The following is an 18,366-nucleotide window of genomic DNA, read 5'->3' as shown; positions in this document are numbered from 1 at the left end:
TTGGATGCCCGATTAGCGCTGTGCAGCTAGTTGGCACGGCGGTTCTACATCATCGGTAGCCGTGTTTGTATTGCCAGCTAGATTCGAGAGGAAAGAACATGACTAAAATAGGAGAGTGGGTCGAGGTGTGCACCTCGGATGCGATAGCGCCCGAGGAAGCAATGCGGTTCTCCCATGGAGAGCGCTCGTTTGCGATCATCCGGTCGCTAGAGGGTAACTTCTTCGCGATTGACGGGCATTGTAGCCATGAAAAGGTTCATCTCGCAGACGGCATAGTCGACGGTAACATCATCGAATGTCCCAAGCATTTTGGGACGTTCGACTACCGAACTGGCGAGGCCCGAGCTTTGCCCGCTTGCGTCGATCTCCGACGGTACGAGATCAAGGTGGATTCCAATGTTGTGTTCATCAAGATCTGAATGGACCTATCGGGAGAAGTAAGATGTCGCATGGATACCTGGCCGCAACGGCACGCTTTGCGAGCGAAATAAGGTATTCGGTTAAATCGTCGGACGAAAAAAATTATGAAGAGCAAGCTGTGGGACCGAAGATTGTTGAGCAACGATTGGCCATCCGGCGCGGTAACGTTGTTGGACTGCCAGCATGAAACAAGAACGTGCCATGATAGTTGTCGGTGCGGGCGAGGCCGGAACGGCTGCGGCTGTTGCCTTAAGGCAGGGCGGGTGGCCCGGGCGCGTCATTCTGATCGGCAGTGAAGCTACGCTACCTTATGAACGGCCGCCACTATCAAAAGGCCTTTTGACCGAGGGCGAAGATAGCGGACCGAAGTTCCTTATCACTGCCCAGCGGTTGACAGAATTGGCAATCGACTACCTTGCAGGGGTCAACGTTCTATCGATCGATCGGGCGACAAATACCGTGTCGCTTCAAGGAGGCGAGCTCTTAGCTTACGAGCGTTTGCTCTTGGCAACCGGCGCCCGCCCGCGAACGCTAGGTGTTCCAGTCGACCCAGAATGTCGCATGGTTACACTTCGTACCTACGCCGACGCTGTAGCTATTCGACAGACCCTCAGGCCAGGATGTGGTGTCGTAGTGATCGGTGGCGGTTTCATCGGGCTTGAAGTTGCTGCAAGTGCGGTATCCAGGGGCGCCTCTGTGACGGTGCTTGAGGCCGGCCCACGACTGCTCATGAGAGCGGTTCCCGCCAGCATCGCTGAGCGGATTAAAGCAAAGCACCTGGACGCCGGCGTACGCATTGAACTGGATGCTACGGTTGCTGGTATCGAGGCCGTCGAAGAGCAATCTCTGGTATCATTGGCCGACGGTCGCTCATTCCCTGCCGATCTAGTGCTGGTCGGAGTCGGTGCGGTCCCAAACGTAGAACTTGCACAGGCAGCCGGGCTAGCGATCGAAAAAGGGATTGCGGCGAGCGACACTCTTGCTACCTCCGATCCTGACATTTTTACGGCCGGCGACTGTTGTTCTTTCCCGCATCGTCTTTACGGCGAACGAATGCGGCTAGAGGTGTGGCGGAATGCATGGCAACAAGGCGCGATTGCAGCGGCCAACATGTTGGGGTTGGGCTCGGCGTATGAGAGTGTCCCGTGGTTCTGGTCAGACCAGTACGACGAGACGCTCCAGATTGCTGGAATTTATAGTAATTCTGATGCCGCTATTAACAGGGATCTTGGCGACAAGGGGCAGATCTGCTTCTACTTAGCGCCAGACGGACGGTTAGTGGCGGCCTGCGGATTTGGCAGTCTTGCCACCATAAGTAAGGATATACGCATCGCCGAGACGATGATTGGGCGGCGTATCCGCCCAGATGCCGACGCGCTTGCAAATCCGGCAATCGCCATCAAATCTTTAGCGAGTTAGCATAGAAGGCGGCCGCCCTACAGCAATGACCTAGCAAGTTGATCTGATACCGACATGTTTGGAAAAGCGGAGCAAGTGACAATCGGAGTTGCTGAGAATGAGCGGAGAAGAGGAATCAAAGAAGGTAGGTGCGATCGAGATCCACGACCTGTTGAGAGATCGTATTTGCCTTCTAGAGTACGCTCCAGGAGCAATGCTTCGCGAGAATGATATCGCCGTTGAATTCCACGTCAGTCGGACACCAGTGCGTGAAGCTTTCCAGCGCCTGTCGATTGAAGGACTCGTGGAGGTGAGAAACGGCATTGGTACTTTCGTGACACCTTTTGACCCCGTTCAGTTGCGTGAGGTGTTTGACCTTAGGATTGAAATGGCACAGCTTTTTGGGCGAATTGGAGCACGTGATGCGACGAGAGCGGATGTGGATGTGTTAGAGACTTTGCTTAACCGGTCGGACAATTTGGCAGAGAAATTCGATGTCGGTGAGCATTGGCAAATCAACCACATTCTCCACTTCGCGATTAGCGATCTCTTGCTGAATAGAGTGTTCCTTGACGTGTGGCATAATCTTTACTTTAGGGCGGCCCGAGCCTGGTATGAAATGTCCCGCGACATCTGGCCAGATTCGGTTCGATTGCTACAGCTAGAGATAACTGATCTGCTCACAGCAATGCGAGAGAATGACATCGAGGCAATCGGTTACATCAAACGAAACTACATAAAGTTTTCTTGGAAGCGGATCTCATCAAAGTAGCAAGCTTAGCACCGCTTCTGCCCGACTTCTGATGCCAGCGATCGGCCCATTGTAGGCGGGCAGAACGCACAACGGCTACGGCTGAATTTTTCTCGCAAGCACAATACCAGGGGGAATTTGTATATGGACGTACGCGCCGCTGTTGCTGTTCAGGCTGGAAAGCCTCTCGAAATCATGACCGTGCAACTCGACGGCCCGCGTGATGGTGAAGTGCTAGTCGAGATCAAGGCGACCGGCATCTGTCACACTGACGAGTTCACGCTGTCGGGCGCCGATCCCGAAGGCCTGTTTCCGTACTAGTGCCAATTCCGATTAACGACATTCGTGTTACCGAGCATCGCTTGGAAGGGATGTTGTTCCCGCCTGAATCATCGCCTGACGGCTGCGGATAAGGAGTTGGACCAACATCTGCTCGAACTGAACATGGGAATTGCGCCTCGTTCGCCAGCCTCGACGTTCGTTCCACACTGCCTTTTTATGCGACTTTCGAAGCACAAATCATGAACATTGATGACGGGGATATTGGGCTCGATTCGCCACCGGAAGTCAGCTTCGCGCCGCCTTCGCGACCTTCATGGCCGCGATACACAATCTCGTAAGCGGCCCTTCGTTAATGTCGGTTCTGGCTAGCCGCGAAACGGTCAACCTTGACCATCGCTGGTGGAAAGCAGCCTGTCCGCTTTCGGGGGCAAGTTCAATAATTTCGGCCACCATTCGTTTATCGAGCAATCCACTGGTTTTGCCGCCTCACTAAACTAACTCTCGGGGGCTAAACCGCTATTTTTGGTGCTTGGCAATTGCACCTATCCCATTTGCGGCTGTGGGACCGTCGCCAATCTGGCAGCCAAAGTGCTGCTTGTTACAGGTGCAATTGATATGGCTCGCCACTGACTGTTGCTGAGGCGACATCGAGTTCGAATTGATACCGCGAAAGGTCGTCGTCCCATCCAACAGGCTTTGCCGAGCGCGCGACTTCATATCCGGCCGGGTCGATCCAGGTGAGGGCTGCCGCATTGGCCAGAGGCGACACCGCTAGCCGCGCCCGCCGGAAGTCCGCAGATGGACGAACGAGCGCAACCTCGACAGTCGCGATGTGCTGGGGACTTCGGGCAAAACGAACGGGCGCGCGCGCGTCTACCCAGTCGCGGATTGCCGTTGGATCCAGCAGCGCATTAGCGTCCGTTTCCTCGGCACGTGCTTGGTAATAATGTTTGGCGTCTGATTCCGCTTGGGGGCGATCTAACGCGTCGCCCCGGGCCAGCAGGAATGCCGCCACGGGATCGAGCGTGCCCCACCCGATCAACTCTTTCAGCCAGAAGGCGATCCAAGGCAGGCCGGTACGTGGCCAATCTGCGATCTCGAGTGCGCGGATCGGCTGTCTACCATCGCTCGAATCCAGCAAAAGTCCAATGACGCTGCCAAGCCCCCAAGAGCCGCGGTAAATGAAATTTTCGGCGACGAACGAAAACCAATTGGTAATTTCAGTAGGCTTGGGCTGCCGGCTTAGCGTCGCTTTCGCCAGCCACCACCGCAGGATTTTTGGCCAGTCGTCGAAGTTCTTCTTGCGGCCAAGGGTCCGTTTGATCTCGAAGGACGGAACTTCTGACAGAAGCGCCAAGACGCCTTGAGCATAAGAAAGCTGCTGTTCAGCACTCCACCGGGCGTAGTCCTTCCCTTCGCCAAGCTTCGTGCGTACCGCCTCTGCCCGATTGAGGAGTATACGACCCGATCGCGGCGACAGGCTGGTCCGGTAGAGACGGCGCCGTTCGCCTACCTCCGGGTAATGTCGTTTGATGGCACGACCCCGTGCGAGCCAAACTGCAGCCAGCTGCGCTTCGCCACGCGAGGCTGCAAAGGCATAGGTGCGACGCCAGATCGTCGTCAGCTCCGTCTCGAGTGCTGGACCGACAAGCTCGATCGATAGCAAATCCTCGATCTCTTGGATCGATGCGATCAGGAACGCATCTAGCGAGTCGAGATACTCATGCGCGAGCGGAATCTCCGAGAACTCCGTGGCTTCAACGGCCGTTTGATCAAGCCAAGACAGGAACTCGTCTTCGCTCTCGCCGCCAGTCAATGCGATCCAGGCCGTCCGCAAGGCATCGAGCAGGTGGCGCAGCGGACTCGAAGCCTGGTCGTCCGGCACCAGCGACACGGCAGCGTTTGTCGCCGATTCTAGGTCGCGGATGAGTTGCTCATATCCGTTCCACTGCCTGCTGTAAGAATACACGGTTTGGCCGTATCGATTGGTCTCGGTGGTACGTCTCGGCAAGACCACGAGCGCGTTACCTTCGGTAGCTACACCTGGCCGGCCGGCTCTACCGATCAGATTGCTGAACTCCTGCAATGGCAGCAGCGTGTCGGCTCGATAGACGCTTGGGATAAGGAGATAGTTGACCGGGATATTGACGCCCTCCGAAAGCGTCGACGTCGCGATAATTACCCGGATATAGCCGCGGTCGATGACCGTCTTCAGCCTCCGGGCGAGCAGGCTGGGCATCTTGCCGTGGTGGAGCGCTATGCCGTGTGCCAGCAGGCGATATTCGACCGAGTTGACTGAGAAGTAATCCGCGGCGGCGGCAAGGCATCGGATCCAGGCGCCGTCTTCCAGATTGACCGCGCGGTACGCCGGAAGCGGCCAATCCCGCCAAGCATCCATCAGCTCTACGCATGTTTTTGCAAAGCCGGAGGCATTTTGGGTAAGCGATATCAGCACCGAGGGGGTCGAACCATCCGGACGCCGTGCTGCGAGGTTGAGCGCCGCCCACAGCGTTGGCGCCCGCATTCTTAGCTCCGGCCCGTCATCGCCTTCGAGGCCGGGCGGGGAGGGAGGGAACGGGTCGCTGACGAATGGCGTATCGGCGCGCGTCATGTCTTCGAACTTCAGCGACCGCCCGTCCATCAGGTCGTAACGGATTGTGCATTGCCCGGCGTCGCTGACTTCGAGTCGCCCCAACATTTGTCGTGTACTACGGTAGCTCGAAGCGATCGGTTCAGCGTCTGGTGATCCGGTGATCCACCGTGCGAGCGCGGGCGCCGCCCGTGCCGCGACGGCGGAGAGTGCGACGATCCGAAAATCGAACTGGCTGCGGGCACGCATCAACCGCGATCCCAACTGCTCAAGGCGGAAGGAGCGCGAAGACCCGTCCTGCAAGCCGGCGAGTCGGGTCGTATCCTGATCGACCATATGCGCCTCGTCGATGATGACGGTGCGCACGCGAGCGAGAAACAGGACGCCAAGGTAGCGCAGCAGCGCGTCCGCCTTCTCGAACGTGCAGATCACCACCGTCGGCTGATCGGTCTGGACCCAAGCGTCGGTCGGGCCCCAGTCGACGCCACCGTACAAGCCAGTCACCACCACGGGACTTGCCGAAATCCCACGCAGATCTTCCGTGAGGCGGCCCTCAACTTCCGCAGCAAGCGCACGTGACGGGACGAGATACAGAACCAGGTTGCCGAGCGTCGGCGGGTTAGTGACACCCGCTCCAGAATCCGCGAACAGGCCCTGCACGGCGCCCAGCGTCGCCACCGTCGTTTTTCCGGAACCCGTAGGTGTGCACAGGACGAACGAAGTATTCTCGCGTAACCGCTCGATTCCAACAGCCTGAGCCGGCCAGACAAGCGCGCGGCGATTGATATAGGCCGACCGCGCGAACTGCGTTAGGGCAGCGCCGGCGGCGGCACTCGAAACAAAACGCAGTTGTTCGATCTGGGGCCACATGCTCGTTTCGACGAACCGCCGGGCGCTTGCCGCTGTCAGCCGCGCGAGGAGATAGGAAAAGGGATCACGGCTATGCAGATAGCTCACCGCAAGGCGCTCCAACTTGATGATCGCCCGCTCTACCGGCACGTCGCTGCCCATGCGCAAATGCGCGCAAATGGTGCCCACGCACATAATGATATGCTGGACCGTCGCATTCTCTAGGTCCGGGGCATCGCCACTCCTGTGCGAAGCTGATTGCCGAGTGTTCCAGAAGCTTTGCGTGGCCTCGAACGTCGCAGGAAAATCAGCGCGCAGGAAATTTTGGAGCAGTTCGGACAACGGCTCCTCAGCGGGAAGCAGGCGGAGATGACCGATCGCCATCGCCGGAAAGTCTGCCAATTGGTACGCGGCAGCGGCCAGCAGATGCAGCGGTGCACCTTTCGGTCTCAGATCAGGCTGCGATAGCCATTCCAGTATTTCTGCCGCGCGCTTGATGGCGGTGCGCCATGGCGATGCTAGGTCAGCACTCCGTTCGAGCCAGCCACTTTCGAGCAGCAGCATGGCTTCGTCGAGCAAGCCGACCACGTCGCCTCCGGAAAAGCTCGCAAGGCCGTCGCGGCCCATGTCTCTGCGCAAGCGCTGGCTGTAGAGCCTGGCCTGACTTCCCGTCAGGGCCTGGGTCGCCAGCACCGTACGGATTCCGGCGGCCATCGCCACTGTTGCGGGATGGGTCACCTCAGCCGCCCCGGTACACGATGTCGATCACACCATCGAGATTCTCAAACTGGAATTCCATAGCCTCTAGATTGCGTGGCAAGGTGTATGCGGGGTGGGGGGCGTCGTGTGGCAGCCAGCTGATCTTTGTCGCCGGCACGACTGGCGAATTGCCGACGGCATAGACGACACCGTCGTGCCGATGCGCCGTTTTAAACCCTTCGCGGTAAAACTGCAGGAGGGCGTATTGCCAGAATTCTGCGTGAGGCGTCGTATACTCCTGCAGCAGGTTGATGAGCTCGCGCACGCCGCTCGGGCGATTCCCTCCGATGACCAGCTTCGCGTGAGCTTCGCTCATGGTAGCGTTATTGCTCACCGTAAGGCACTTGGCCTCCAGTGTGAGAATGTCAGTAATCGCACCTGCTGCGTCGATCCTAAATGCCAAGCCGTCATCGCCCGTTCGACCTGGGCGGCGTTCGGCGACCGCGTCCGGGTCATGCGGCACGCCTGCCAACAGTCGCTCGTTGATTAGCTCAAGATGTTGAAACTCCTGATCGTGAAACCGGAACAGCAACGCTGGGACATGCCAGTCCGGATGTCCGATGGCCCCAAAATGTTCGACCGCAAGCGCTGCGAGCGTTTCACCGAAATAGCCTTTGAGGGAGGCTTGATTGAGCATCGCGGGGTAGTTTGCGGCGGGGTCATGAACGGGATCGTTGAAGGGTGACAAATCGTCTTCGAAGCCGGATCGCAGGCGTTTGCGGGCGTCGTCAAGCGCCTCTTGCACATAGGCGATCAGTTCGTTCTTCAGCGGTGCCAAGGACGCATGGTCTTCTCGCCACACGCGCAGCCGGTACTTAGGATTTGGGACCGGTAATGGCTGATTTACGAGCCAGCCGTTCAGAAAAGGCTGCGGCAGCTTGAGAAACCGAATCATCTTAGCTTTGTCCCGATCTGCCAAGCCCCACTAAGACCAAACCCCGTTGGCGTAAGGCTGCGACGAGCTGTGTATATCGTGTGTACGCCTTCGGGAAGATGCCGGGAGGGCTCCCTGTAGGCGCGCTTGCCTATCTGCCTTACGGCGAGGGCTTGCGCCTGATCGTCAGCGCCGATCTAAATGTGAGTGAGTACGCGTCGATCGCCATCTTTACGACCGGCACCCCCAGCGCTCGGCAAGCAGCGCGGACAGCGCTTTCATCCGCCTCGCCGATTCGCGACCCGAGGAAGATTTTGGTGACGGTTTTGGGATCTCGGTAGTGTGCCTCGCCCTGGTTGTCCTTGAACAGACGCCACTCCCGTTCACTTGCCCAACGGACAGTTTTGCTCGAGAGGCACAACCGCGCACGGTCTACCGCAAGGCTTTTGTCGTTGAGCAGCACAGGTTCGCTCTCGGAATACATCATCCTCGTCAGGGCAATCTTCGTGTCCAGGCCCTTGAGGAGCCGATTGACGTTGTACTGCACGCACATGCCAGCGAACTGATCGGCGTAATGTGCCCACATCGGTTCGTGATCGAAGACCTCCGACAACGAAGCAATCCCCGTCTTCTGCAACGCATCGTGGACGCGCGCGGCGCTCTTCTCTCCTAATGGGTTCTGCGTAAACCGTGCCGATGGGCGATATAGGCCCTCCATAGGATCGTTCATGACGGAGAATGCAGGGCAGTAAATATAGTGGCCGACCAGTGCATTCAGTTCCTGCTCGGCCTTCGGTCCCAAAGGCCGATAACGGTACAGATTGGATGGCTTTGCATAGATCTTCAACTGCGCCACGTGTGCCGTTCCCCCGCCTCGTGACTGCGACATAGCACGGCTGCGATGACCGCGGGAGAAGGCAGTGAATGACCGCTTGTGGGTCGTGGCGGTTGCAATGCCCCCGAAAGCATGGACCTAACGGATGAACGGAGGGCAGCTATCCGCATGGCATTGGCCAGTTAAACAAACAGCGTGGACCTATCGCAAATTTTCGGTAAGGGGCTCCGTGAGCATTTCTACAATGCCGCTAAGGGAATTTGAAGTTGTTTGGATTGAAGCGGTTAGCGCAGATAGGCAGATCGGCCTGAAGCGTTCGAGGGGGCGGTCAATTTCATTCCGGTTAGCGCGATATGTGCCCATGGCACGGTGCGACATGGGAAAGCACTCGTCGGGGATGACGATGCCCTGGCTGCGGATATAATCGACGGCGCGGCTGAGAAGCTCCTCGTCGGCCAAGGCCGATAGACCAAGGGCGCGGCAGATTGCCGTCGCCTTCGACAATTTCCTCCATGCGGAAGGCCGTGGCGCGGTGTTCTTCGATCCGCAACTCGGAATGGGTCTCGATGCCGAAGCGTGCTTTCAACGCGATGCCCTCCAGGTTCGAAAGGGTCCCATATGAATTGCAACTGATTCAGTAACATCAACAGTGTCGGTTAAATGTTTGAGAAACTGTTGCAAGGAGTGGCCCTGCCTTATTGTAATTTGCAACAGTCCGCATACAATCATTGGATTACTGTTGATATGATTGATTTAATTGGATTAAATAACGACCAACGTCGCGAAAAGATCAATTCCGATCAACGGTTCGCAGCGCTTAAGGAAGCCCAAAAAAGGTGAAGAGCTTTCGAGGATCGCTCGTTTGGCACACCGTAAATGGCATCGATCATCTGATGCGAAGCTACTACGACTCCACCAGTGCACGGCGCCAGAAGGTCGAAGGACGTCGCTCACCAGCGACCGAAGCTCAGAAAGCGGGTTGGGAAGAAGCTCGCGCATCCGCCCAGGAAACGCTCTCCGCGCGACAGGAGCAGATCGAGCGCCAATCCGCAGTCAATCGAGCGCTCAGACTTGGACGTGTCCCTCTCCTCGCCGCACGAATTATCAGGGCAATCGATGATGCCGGTCTTCTCGGCGGAGGCATTCGCATTGCGGGAACGAATGCGATCTATGCCTATGAGGCGGCGGCCGGAGTGTTTGTGGGTCACATCCACGGACGACATTGACCTCCTCATGGATGCGCGCCAATCCCTCAGAATCATGGCTAGCACCAACGTCGAGGACGGAGCGCTCATCAACCTTCACCAGGTGTGCGCCCATCTCAACTCGACGCCCCGCAAATGCCTCGGCTTCAGAACACCGGCCGAAGTCTTCCGTCAGAAGATACTGTCAGCTAATCGGTGAACGCGCTAACCTGCCTCGCTGCAAGGTCGCACTTCAACGAGAACTCACAAGCGTGAACGTCGAGCCCAGCTCATTGTTAGAGTCACGACCCAGCGAGCAGCCCATCGAGAAAATGGCGCATTTGCTTAAAGCCATAGAAGTTAGGGGGCTTCGGTCGCTCGAACATCAGGTCTCGAAACGCCATCCCGAAGCCACGATCAGCTCTCCGCTATTCCAGAACCTTTTCGAGGTCCAAAGTATCACTGCGAAGGCGGCCCGAAGCCAATGTTCTGTAGTTCCCAGTAGGCAGTTTGCCAGCTTGCAGGTTTCGTTCTGGGCGCTCCCACGCATAGAATGGTCCGGTTTTGAGCTTGGTCTTTCCTCGGCGGCTCCATATTGCAGCTTCGTACTTCGCATTCGCGCGGATTGCAGAATCAATTGATGACAGTGCCAGCGCTTCCAACATTTCGGCCGCCAACTCACTTGTGGCCGAGAAATAGGGCCGCCCAAGCTTGCGGGCTTGCACCAACGTGTTAAGGCAGCGCTGATCAAGACTGAGTGAGGTTTTGTCGGCGCTTGCTGCAATCATCCAGGCCCACACAACATACCCATCGCTTATCGGGTCATGTTTGTTCCAAGGCCATGGCCCTTCACCCGGCAGCCGAGGGACAGCCCCCGCCCTGATATCGGCAAGAGCCCAAGAAAGGTCTGTCCACGGGTCGGCGTCGAGCTTTCCTCGACGATCCGACTGAAAACCGGAAATTCTTTCCAAGCCGCCTGGATACGATCCGCTCGAACCAGCAAGTACCAACGAGAGGCTGGGATCCGGTGCAACCAAGCGCAACGCCAGCTCTGGACCGAAGCCGGATTTGACTAATGCGATTTCTGCGTTAAGGCCCGTCTCGAACAGCGGCACGTTAACTTGCCAGACTTGGTCGCCTTCAATGCCGACGCTCAAACGCAGCCGCTCCTTAGGCCGAAACGCTAGAGAACCAAAATCGATGATGATCTGGTTGCCGTCCTTCCGCGGATGGAGGCCCTCGACTCGCTGAAAAGCGCGCCACCCTCCCCTTCGAGCCGAAGTAAGATCGATCGAAAGACCAATTGAGAACCGCTTTTCCAAACGTGAAGTGAGCGGCGTAGTGGCGCTCGAAAATTGCTTCGCGGCATATTCAGCCAAGTTGGGGGAGACCACTGGCACAAGGTCTTCGTCGATGTCGATAGGCACCGCAGACGCCGTTCGGAATGACTCATACGCTTGAATGCGGCTTGGTCGAAAATTAGAGGTTACTGGCGTTCGTCGCGGCTTCTCGCCTAGTTCGACGATAAAAGGGTCCAAGCCGCCGACAATGTCGATTTTCGTCGTCGTCAAGGCCCCTGTCGTGAGATCTTCCGCGTAACACAAAAATGTCCCAGCCTGCAGTTGCGTCTCCGCAACTCCGTCTTTGTTGCTCAGAAGATCTGCCCCGCTTAATTCACGTTTCATACCGATTAAGCGGAAGTGGTACGGGACATGCGCTAGCCCGACGATGCGGACATTGTGCACATCAGGATCGTCGATCATTCCACGAGCTCCACGATCTGGGCGGGAGGAGCGGCTGTGAAGACTTGATCTTGATACGAGGGATTCCCGCCTGGGAATTGCGCGGAGGTTGTGTAGCGCGTGAGATCGGGATCGACACGAAACCTCCACGCCATCTCAGCGTCGTTCTTGGTAAAAATTCGCCCGTTTCCATCATTCGCCGTGACAGACACCGCGGCAATCATGTGGCTTTCGACCGCCGTTCGTACGACGACGGGAATCTGCGGGTGTGGTACCCTCAGCAACTTAACATCCCTGTTGAATTGCGTAAGAGATTCTGTTTGCAGATCGGTATTGTTGAGGGCAGCATTTGCAATACGACCTAGTGTAAATAAGATCTGCTGTCCGGTCACCACCCAGCCGTCGGGATTGGAGAATTCGACGCTTGCTCCACTTAAGCCTTCGATCAAGGCCTGTGTGAAGAAAGGCGGAGCTCCATCGGTCGGAGCCCAAGCGCTGGTGCCGAGCCTGGATCCGGCTAGCGAAACCGAGCTTGTCCGCCGTCTAGTAAGCGCGGTAATATCGGGGGTGATCAGAGCTGGGCTTTGCGCTCCGTTGATCTGCTGAAATATAGCCGGAATGACTTCCTGGCAGGCGTCCAGAAAGACCCAACAGCCGTCGGCTTGCAAAGTTGGCAACGCCGACGCCAGCTGCGTGATGTTAATCGATTGCGCCCATGGTCTGTGATTGATGGAGCGTATATCTTCCAACACGGCAACGGCCGTTGTATCGCTGTCCGTCACGCCGTGCGACGCAATATAAAAAAACATATGATCGCCTGGGCGGCATCGTCCGATCCAGCGATCCCCGGCCGTGTGATAATTGGCTTCGTTGGCTGGCTGAACGACATCGTCGACCCGAGGATCGTGATCCACGATGCCCAGGCTGAGCGTATCCTGGCCGGCGACTAGAGCCGGATCAGACAACAACACCTCGATCGAACCGAGAGGGGCGATCAATCTGTCGGCCCGATCAAGGAGGAAGCGGACGATAGCGCGTGCACCAGCGGTCGTCGCCAGCCTGTCGGCCGATCCGTTGGCGCTGAGGCTCGGAAAGCGGCCACATCCGATGATGAATGCGTGGGTCTGAGGTGCGTTAGCTAGCCGAAGGTAGATTGTCGTCACGGCGCAAGCCCTATATTTTTCAGACGAGCGTTCAGCCGGGTGTAAAACATCGTGCTGGAAAAATACGCGCCGTGAGCGTCAAGCACGCCTGCGATCGTATCAACGGAGAAATCCTCGGCGCCTTCAAAAATCGGCGATGTGATGAAGGAAAGCACGTCCATCTTGTCAAAGGCATTCCACCAGTTCTTGACCGCCTCTGGCCTCGGTACCGATCTGGATTGCCCCGAGAATTCGGAGGTGCTTGCCTCATAGAGCTTCATTTCCTCAAAAAGCGCGACTTGTGAGCCAACGGTAAGAAAGAGATCGACGGCGAATTTCGTCCCAATGGCTGCGGAAAAGCCCTCGACAGTTTCGCTGCTCGCGAGCAGGTCATAAAGGATTACGCCGCCCATGCTGTGGCCGACCAATACGAATGGCTCGTTAGGTTTTCTCTGTTTGCCCGCGGCAACAATCGCCTCGGAAACTGTCTTACGAATCTGAGTGCGAGCGTCGTTTTCTCGCAGGTACCGAAAAACATCCCCGATAAAGATAGCGAGACCCGGCGTGATCTTTTCCCGGCCAGCCCGGGCGAACGGGCCGTTGACGAGATTGGAAGCGCTGCCCTTTATTTTGTCGGCTGCGGCTTTCACCTGATCGAGAAATCCCAGCGCTTGTATGGCGGCGCCAGCCTCGGCCTCTTTGCGCAGCCGATCGCAAAACTGTGCGTCGTCAGTTACGGTGCCCAACCATGCAGGCTTTGGCTGGGCTGCAGCATATCTGGCTACTCTCATCCAAAAGAGTTCAATATCCTGAGCGGGCGCCTCGTTTGGGTTCGAGATTGCAGCGACGGAAAGTGCCCCTACCACGGCGGCAAAATCGATTCGGGCGGCTTCAAGTATTTGAGAACCACCGCCTTGGGCCAAAGCGGCACCAATACCAAGTGCCTGGTAATCGGCATCGAAGTTCGGGACCGAGGCCAACTTCCACTGAGGGTCGGCGCCAAACTCGCCCCAATAGGGATTGCGGATTGTGAAGTCCGCTGACGAAAACGCGAGTTCCTTGAACCGGCGATCACGAATCGCCACATTCGCGTCGAAACCGGCGTCTGATTTTCTGTTGGCAACGCCGTGAACAAAAACGACCTGCACCATTCCCTTATCCCCTTTTGCAATTAACCTGAAAGCCTGTGGCCCGCAAGCCACAGCACCTACAAGTTCAAAGTCTCCGATTCCTATTTCCTGAATAGTCTGTCACCCTCGTTTCATAGGGAGGATTCGGGGATGGACGGTTCTACGATTACGCTGAATGATTACCAGACTGCTGCGAAGACGACAGACAAAACGCACGGCAAGGCGACCGGTTTGGGTTTGCCCATCCTTGGATTGTTCGGAGAGACCGGCAGTCTCCTGAGCGAGGTAAAGAAAAAGCAGCGAGACGCTAACGCATACGACTCGTATGAACGCGGTGTGATCGAGGAGTTCGGGGATGCGCTTTGGTATCTGGCGATCATCGCGGCGCAGGCGGATATTTCGCTCGAAGAGCTGGCAACGGACTTCCGTCATTCGCGCGATGGGCCGCTTACCTTCGCGCAGCTACAGCCGCAACCTAGCCTTCGACTCCCATTTCCAACCCCCGAAGTATCACGGACCCTTCTGAAACTCGCAAACGCTGTTGGAAATCTCGCCAACGAGCACGGCGAAGCTGTTTCCAAAACGGACAGACCGTTACTTCTCAGCAAGTTGTCGGTCATTTTCCGAAATCTTATTGATGCCGCCACCGAAGCTGGCGTGACATTGGGCGATGCCGCCGTTCGCAATATTCTGAAGGCACGAGACAAATGGCCGCTCGAACGGACGCCGCCAGCTTTGTTCGACATCGACTTCCTCCCGGAGGAGCAATTGCCGCGCCATCTGGAGATTGAGATCTTCGAGCGGCCGAGCGGCGAGAAAGCCTATGTGTACCAGCGGTGCAACGGCGTCAATATTGGTGACCGGCTTACCGACAATAACATCGTCGAAGATTTCTATCGTTTCCATGATGCGTTCCACTATGCTTACGCAGCCGTCCTGGGGTGGTCGCCGGTGACACGGGCGCTTCTGAAGGTGAAACGGAAAAGCAAAACCAAAGTGGACGACGGCGAGGACGGCCTACGAGCGATCATCGTTGAGGAAGGCGTAGCGGCCTACGTTTTTTCGCGTGCGAAGGAGCACAGCTTCTTTGAAAACCGAGACGAGGTCGATCTAAACTTGCTGAAGACGGTCAAGGGATTTGTTCATGGCTTCGAGTCCGAAACTTGCCCTCTGTGGCTTTGGGAACAGGCCATCCTGACGGGCAATTCGGCCTACCGTTATCTCAAGGAACATCGTCGTGGACGGCTGGTTCTCGATCTAGACAAAAGGAGCATGACCGTGCAGGAGCTTGTGCCATGAAAGCTGCAGCCTTTGTCGAAGAACTTGCCTCGTACAGGTTCGAAAACGCGTTCAATCCGTATGTTGACGCTTGCCCAGATTTCGATACCGACGAAGCGCCGGCGATCCGGCGCAGGAACCTCGAAGCGGTTCTGGATGCCGCGTTAGCGCGGGGTGTTCATTCATTCTGGATCGCCCGCGATCTTGGCTATCGAGGTGGTCGTCGCACCGGACTCGCGCTAACTGATGAATTGCATCTCGATTGGCACGCAGATTTGCTCGGCACAGCGCCGTTGCACAGAGCAACGAAAGGACCTCCGATTGCCGAGAGAACGGCTACGGTCATCTGGCAGATGCTGAGATCGATCGAGCAGCCGATTTTTTTATGGAACGTCTTTCCTTTCCATCCTCATGCAGCCGGGGATCCGATGACCAACCGCTGCCATACAAAAAGCGAGAGGCTTGCCTGCAAGCCCCTGCTTGAAAGTCTGATCGCCGCCCTCAGACCAAAACATCTCGTTGCAATCGGCCGCGACGCGCAGTCCGCCCTCGCCGATCTTGATCTGGCCGCAACAGCGGTACGGCATCCAAGTTACGGCGGACAGAATGAATTCATAGGTGCACTGGAGACGTTTTACAGCGTTCGGGGTAGAGCGGTCCCGCAGACACAACTGCACCTTCTCTGATCAGGCTGCTTCTCTCAGGCTTCCCGTCGCTCGAGCCTCATCAAGGAGGTCACTCAGGCTTTCCCTGTCCGACGGGCAGTCGACCACGGCATGGGTCGAAACGATCGTCAGGCTTCCCACGTCGACTTTCACCTCGTCTGCAACGAATTTCATCAAGCGGCCGAGGCCGATGAGATTTCCCAGAAGCCGTTCGATGTAGTAGTGATTGCGGTACATCGCCGTCAGCAGAAGCTTGCGTTCGGGCCCATCCGTAAGCTTGAAGCTTAGGAAGCTCAGGCACTGTCTGTTCATCAGAGGACCGGCGTCACGGATGGGATCGTAGATAGTGATCTCGTAGACGTTACGGAAACACCTGCCGGATGCAACTTGATCGCGCATTTTCGTCACCATTTCGTCCAAGGGATTGAGGTATTTTCCCTTTTTCTGCAGCGGAAAGGTGATCATACGATCGAAGTATCGTCCCCAATCGCCCTTTTTGATGCGCGGAAGAACCTTGGTTCGGTAAACGTCATAGAAGGCGGGAGCCTTATGTCTCAAGAATAGGGAGCGCGGAAAGATGGTGTTGGCGACTGTCTCTACAGGATACCTATCGTATTCCCGGAGGTACTCATCGACAAGGGAGATAACCTCTAGGTCGGCGTCGCTCATGACTGTCGGGTTGGCGACGTCCACGATGACGTTTTGTGCATCGTGGCTGCCACTGGCCGAATCGACGGCAGTGACGGCCGCGAGCCAAGCAGACGCACAGCTAGGCTGCGTTTTGATGGGCAGATACACCGATTTCCTCCTTCAGCACCGCGATCCGGCGCAATCTCTGTGAAACGTAATCCTCGGTAACCCACGCATGGCCATTCAGACCCCAGAACAGTCCCCAGGAATTGCGCACGAGCAGAGCCCGTCGCCCTCCAACGACCCCAGCGCCTACCGCGATAACGGCATGACGGGTGACATCTTTCTCGCCAGGATAGCCTGCGACAATTCCTTGGCCGCCAGGGTTGTAGAACGCCTCGCCGATGTACAGCACTACTACGGTCGGAGATCCTCCCAGCAAATTCGCAAGGATCTCGTCAAAAGACCCGGGACCGCGCTCGAAGTTTCGAAAATACTTAGTCTTGACGACCGGCGGCCCCCAATGGCTCAGGTCCGCAGGTAAGTCTGCAAGATAGGGCCAGCTTGTCTCGGGAGGCTGTCCGTCGTCGCGGATCGCTTCAAGGATGTGCAATAGGAGCGCACCTTGGTTCGGCAGCAGGCCTGCACGCCTCTGCGCGTGGTAAAAGACAAACTCGGCCGAAAGTGGATCCCACCCGTCGCGAACCGCCGCATGGCAATCGCTCACAGCAAAAGCCAAGCATGTTGGGCGCACGCCCTGATCACGCACTTCTCCAAACATGCTGCGCAGGTCAGGGGTGAGCGACGGCCTCGACATTACGCGGCCTCTAGTCGGAAACGACGTTCCGCACGTGACCAGCCCGCGACTTCAGGGCCATTAAGATCTACGTCGAGCGTATAGTCATTGATAACGCTGCCAGGCTGCCAGGGCCGCGCTTCCGTCATCCGGATCGTGCCTTGCTGCTGCCTCACAGATTGCGCGACGATCCTTCGAACGACAGGCCCCCCTGCGTTCTCCTCCCCGGTCACCTCCCGGACATCTTCCCTGACCGCGAATGCATCCGGCGTCAGCTCGTCAACACGCCATAGATAGCCGGCGCCGGCGTTCTCCTCCAGGCGCATCACAAAAAGATCATCGGGGCCGCCGTGAAGAACTTCTCCTCTATCTGCCTCGCTCAGCTCCCAGACATCACCATAATATGCTGCCGGCTCCACCTCGCCGAGGATCCCCTTTTTAATCTTCTTGGGCTCTATGTCGGCAAGGCGTTTTGCATCTAAACGGCTGATCAAATTATAACGGGCAAGCGTCCAGCAGGTAGCGGAGTAGCTCGTGCCGGCCCGCAGAGACAACTGATAGACGATTCGAGGATGGGGAAGATCAGGCTTCGTCCAGCCGTGTCGCTTACAATGAAAGAGTGCCAGCCATTGAGGCAGGAGAAATGACGCGGCGAACGCGTCCGCCTCTACCTCTTGAAGATTTGTATTCCTTGAAGCCGCAAAGGGGCTGCGGCGCAGGATCGAATCGTCATCAAGGCTTGGCCTGTGCTTGAGATAAAAATGTCCGAGCTCGTGGGCCGCGGTGAACCGTTGCACGCTGAGCGGACGCTTGGTGGTAACAAGCACTCCGGGAACCGGCTCGCTCATGAATGCTCCGAGCAGACCTTCCAAGGGGCGAAAGATGAGCGGCAGGTTGAGATGTGCCATGACGCCAAAAACGTCGATCTGGCCATTCAGAGCGCCGTTGGCGCGTTCGATCCTGTCTCGAATCGCCAGATCGTTCTGTAGCCGACCGGCGGCGGCCATCGCTTTTCGAATGGCGTTTTCGATCGCTGTCATC

General features: G+C 57.0%; 15 protein-coding genes and 2 pseudogenes. 8 read left to right on the top strand and 9 right to left on the bottom strand.

From position 1 onward, the window contains the following. The first annotated feature begins 98 nt into the window (after positions 1-98). From OHD58_RS19580 to OHD58_RS19565, 4 genes and pseudogenes are all read left to right on the top strand, one after another. Entirely contained in the window at positions 99-419 is a 321-nt protein-coding gene (locus OHD58_RS19580) for a non-heme iron oxygenase ferredoxin subunit (protein ID WP_263805071.1), read from the top strand. A 184-nt stretch (positions 420-603) separates the two neighbouring features. Beyond that, positions 604-1,839, top strand: a complete 1,236-nt coding sequence (locus OHD58_RS19575; RefSeq protein ID WP_263805070.1) for an NAD(P)/FAD-dependent oxidoreductase — start codon at positions 604-606, stop codon at positions 1,837-1,839. Between the two features lie 97 nt (positions 1,840-1,936). Then, positions 1,937-2,590 carry a GntR family transcriptional regulator gene (locus tag OHD58_RS19570; RefSeq protein ID WP_263805069.1) on the top strand — a complete coding sequence of 218 codons (654 nt, stop codon included), beginning with the start codon at positions 1,937-1,939 and terminating at the stop codon, positions 2,588-2,590. A 123-nt stretch (positions 2,591-2,713) separates the two neighbouring features. After that, positions 2,714-2,884: pseudogene (locus tag OHD58_RS19565) on the top strand (S-(hydroxymethyl)glutathione dehydrogenase); the annotation flags it as partial. Between the two features lie 565 nt (positions 2,885-3,449). Here the strand turns inward: OHD58_RS19565 and OHD58_RS19560 are convergent. The 3 genes from OHD58_RS19560 to OHD58_RS19550 all read right to left on the bottom strand — a co-directional run bounded on the left by OHD58_RS19560 (position 3,450) and on the right by OHD58_RS19550 (position 8,779). Further along, positions 3,450-7,028 (bottom strand): DEAD/DEAH box helicase, encoded by a 3,579-nt coding sequence (locus OHD58_RS19560; protein WP_263805068.1) that lies wholly within the window; start codon positions 7,026-7,028, stop codon positions 3,450-3,452. Between the two features lies 1 nt (position 7,029). After that, positions 7,030-7,944, bottom strand: coding sequence for a hypothetical protein (locus OHD58_RS19555; RefSeq protein WP_263805067.1), 915 nt, complete (start codon positions 7,942-7,944; stop codon positions 7,030-7,032). 139 nt (positions 7,945-8,083) lie between these two features. Continuing rightward, positions 8,084-8,779 carry a DUF2971 domain-containing protein gene (locus OHD58_RS19550; RefSeq protein ID WP_263805066.1) on the bottom strand — a complete coding sequence of 232 codons (696 nt, stop codon included), beginning with the start codon at positions 8,777-8,779 and terminating at the stop codon, positions 8,084-8,086. An 815-nt stretch (positions 8,780-9,594) separates the two neighbouring features. On the opposite strand from OHD58_RS19550, the gene OHD58_RS19545 reads away from it, so the two are divergent. Both OHD58_RS19545 and OHD58_RS30750 read left to right on the top strand, forming a co-directional pair. Continuing rightward, the gene (locus OHD58_RS19545; RefSeq protein WP_263805065.1) at positions 9,595-9,984 is read left to right on the top strand and encodes a nucleotidyltransferase domain-containing protein; all 390 of its coding nucleotides are present in this window, start codon (positions 9,595-9,597) and stop codon (positions 9,982-9,984) included. Between the two features lie 73 nt (positions 9,985-10,057). Further along, positions 10,058-10,162: pseudogene (locus OHD58_RS30750) on the top strand (IS30 family transposase); the annotation flags it as partial. 208 nt (positions 10,163-10,370) lie between these two features. Here OHD58_RS30750 and OHD58_RS19540 read toward each other — a convergent pair. From OHD58_RS19540 to OHD58_RS19530, 3 genes are read right to left on the bottom strand one after another with little or no spacing between them, the layout of a single operon-like run. After that, entirely contained in the window at positions 10,371-11,705 is a 1,335-nt protein-coding gene (locus OHD58_RS19540) for a hypothetical protein (RefSeq protein WP_263805063.1), read from the bottom strand. Next, positions 11,702-12,847, bottom strand: coding sequence for a caspase family protein (locus OHD58_RS19535; RefSeq protein WP_263805062.1), 1,146 nt, complete (start codon positions 12,845-12,847; stop codon positions 11,702-11,704). The genes OHD58_RS19540 and OHD58_RS19535 overlap by 4 nt, the downstream gene beginning before the upstream one ends. Then, on the bottom strand, positions 12,844-13,977 hold the full coding sequence (locus OHD58_RS19530) for a hypothetical protein (RefSeq protein WP_263805061.1): 1,134 nt from the start codon (positions 13,975-13,977) through the stop codon (positions 12,844-12,846). Before OHD58_RS19530 ends, OHD58_RS19535 begins: the two co-directional genes overlap by 4 nt. A gap of 129 nt (positions 13,978-14,106) precedes the next feature. On the opposite strand from OHD58_RS19530, the gene OHD58_RS19525 reads away from it, so the two are divergent. Further along, the gene (locus OHD58_RS19525; RefSeq protein ID WP_263805060.1) at positions 14,107-15,255 is read left to right on the top strand and encodes a nucleoside triphosphate pyrophosphohydrolase family protein; all 1,149 of its coding nucleotides are present in this window, start codon (positions 14,107-14,109) and stop codon (positions 15,253-15,255) included. Then, positions 15,252-15,920, top strand: coding sequence for a uracil-DNA glycosylase (locus tag OHD58_RS19520; RefSeq protein ID WP_081709733.1), 669 nt, complete (start codon positions 15,252-15,254; stop codon positions 15,918-15,920). The genes OHD58_RS19525 and OHD58_RS19520 overlap by 4 nt, the downstream gene beginning before the upstream one ends. Here the strand turns inward: OHD58_RS19520 and OHD58_RS19515 are convergent, their stop codons facing one another. Genes OHD58_RS19515 through OHD58_RS19505 form a run of 3 tightly spaced genes read right to left on the bottom strand, consistent with a single transcriptional unit; the run spans position 15,921 to position 18,365 of the window. Further along, positions 15,921-16,697 carry a hypothetical protein gene (locus tag OHD58_RS19515; RefSeq protein ID WP_263805059.1) on the bottom strand — a complete coding sequence of 259 codons (777 nt, stop codon included), beginning with the start codon at positions 16,695-16,697 and terminating at the stop codon, positions 15,921-15,923. Further along, positions 16,669-17,346, bottom strand: a complete 678-nt coding sequence (locus OHD58_RS19510; RefSeq protein ID WP_263805058.1) for a C1 family peptidase — start codon at positions 17,344-17,346, stop codon at positions 16,669-16,671. Before OHD58_RS19510 ends, OHD58_RS19515 begins: the two co-directional genes overlap by 29 nt. Beyond that, positions 17,346-18,365 (bottom strand): protease inhibitor I42 family protein, encoded by a 1,020-nt coding sequence (locus OHD58_RS19505; protein WP_263805057.1) that lies wholly within the window; start codon positions 18,363-18,365, stop codon positions 17,346-17,348. The genes OHD58_RS19510 and OHD58_RS19505 overlap by 1 nt, the downstream gene beginning before the upstream one ends. Position 18,366: the final 1 nt, after the last annotated feature.

This window comes from Mesorhizobium sp. ZC-5 (genome assembly GCF_025753855.1).
GTDB lineage: Bacteria > Pseudomonadota > Alphaproteobacteria > Rhizobiales > Rhizobiaceae > Neomesorhizobium.
Note: the sequence above shows the minus strand (reverse complement) of the source record. Positions and strands in the feature narration are given on the sequence as shown.

Bases quoted from the DNA above. Each gene is read 5' to 3' on its own strand.
- OHD58_RS19525 (WP_263805060.1), top strand. From the start codon at position 14,107: ATGGACGGTTCTACGATTACGCTGAATGATTACCAGACTGCTGCGAAG.
- OHD58_RS19505 (WP_263805057.1), bottom strand. From the start codon at position 18,365: ATGACAGCGATCGAAAACGCCATTCGAAAAGCGATGGCCGCCGCCGGT.
- OHD58_RS19580 (WP_263805071.1), top strand. From the start codon at position 99: ATGACTAAAATAGGAGAGTGGGTCGAGGTGTGCACCTCGGATGCGATA.
- OHD58_RS19555 (WP_263805067.1), bottom strand. From the start codon at position 7,944: ATGATTCGGTTTCTCAAGCTGCCGCAGCCTTTTCTGAACGGCTGGCTC.
- OHD58_RS19575 (WP_263805070.1), top strand. From the start codon at position 604: ATGAAACAAGAACGTGCCATGATAGTTGTCGGTGCGGGCGAGGCCGGA.
- OHD58_RS19540 (WP_263805063.1), bottom strand. From the start codon at position 11,705: ATGATCGACGATCCTGATGTGCACAATGTCCGCATCGTCGGGCTAGCG.
- OHD58_RS19530 (WP_263805061.1), bottom strand. From the start codon at position 13,977: ATGGTGCAGGTCGTTTTTGTTCACGGCGTTGCCAACAGAAAATCAGAC.
- OHD58_RS19520 (WP_081709733.1), top strand. From the start codon at position 15,252: ATGAAAGCTGCAGCCTTTGTCGAAGAACTTGCCTCGTACAGGTTCGAA.
- OHD58_RS19510 (WP_263805058.1), bottom strand. From the start codon at position 17,346: ATGTCGAGGCCGTCGCTCACCCCTGACCTGCGCAGCATGTTTGGAGAA.
- OHD58_RS19570 (WP_263805069.1), top strand. From the start codon at position 1,937: ATGAGCGGAGAAGAGGAATCAAAGAAGGTAGGTGCGATCGAGATCCAC.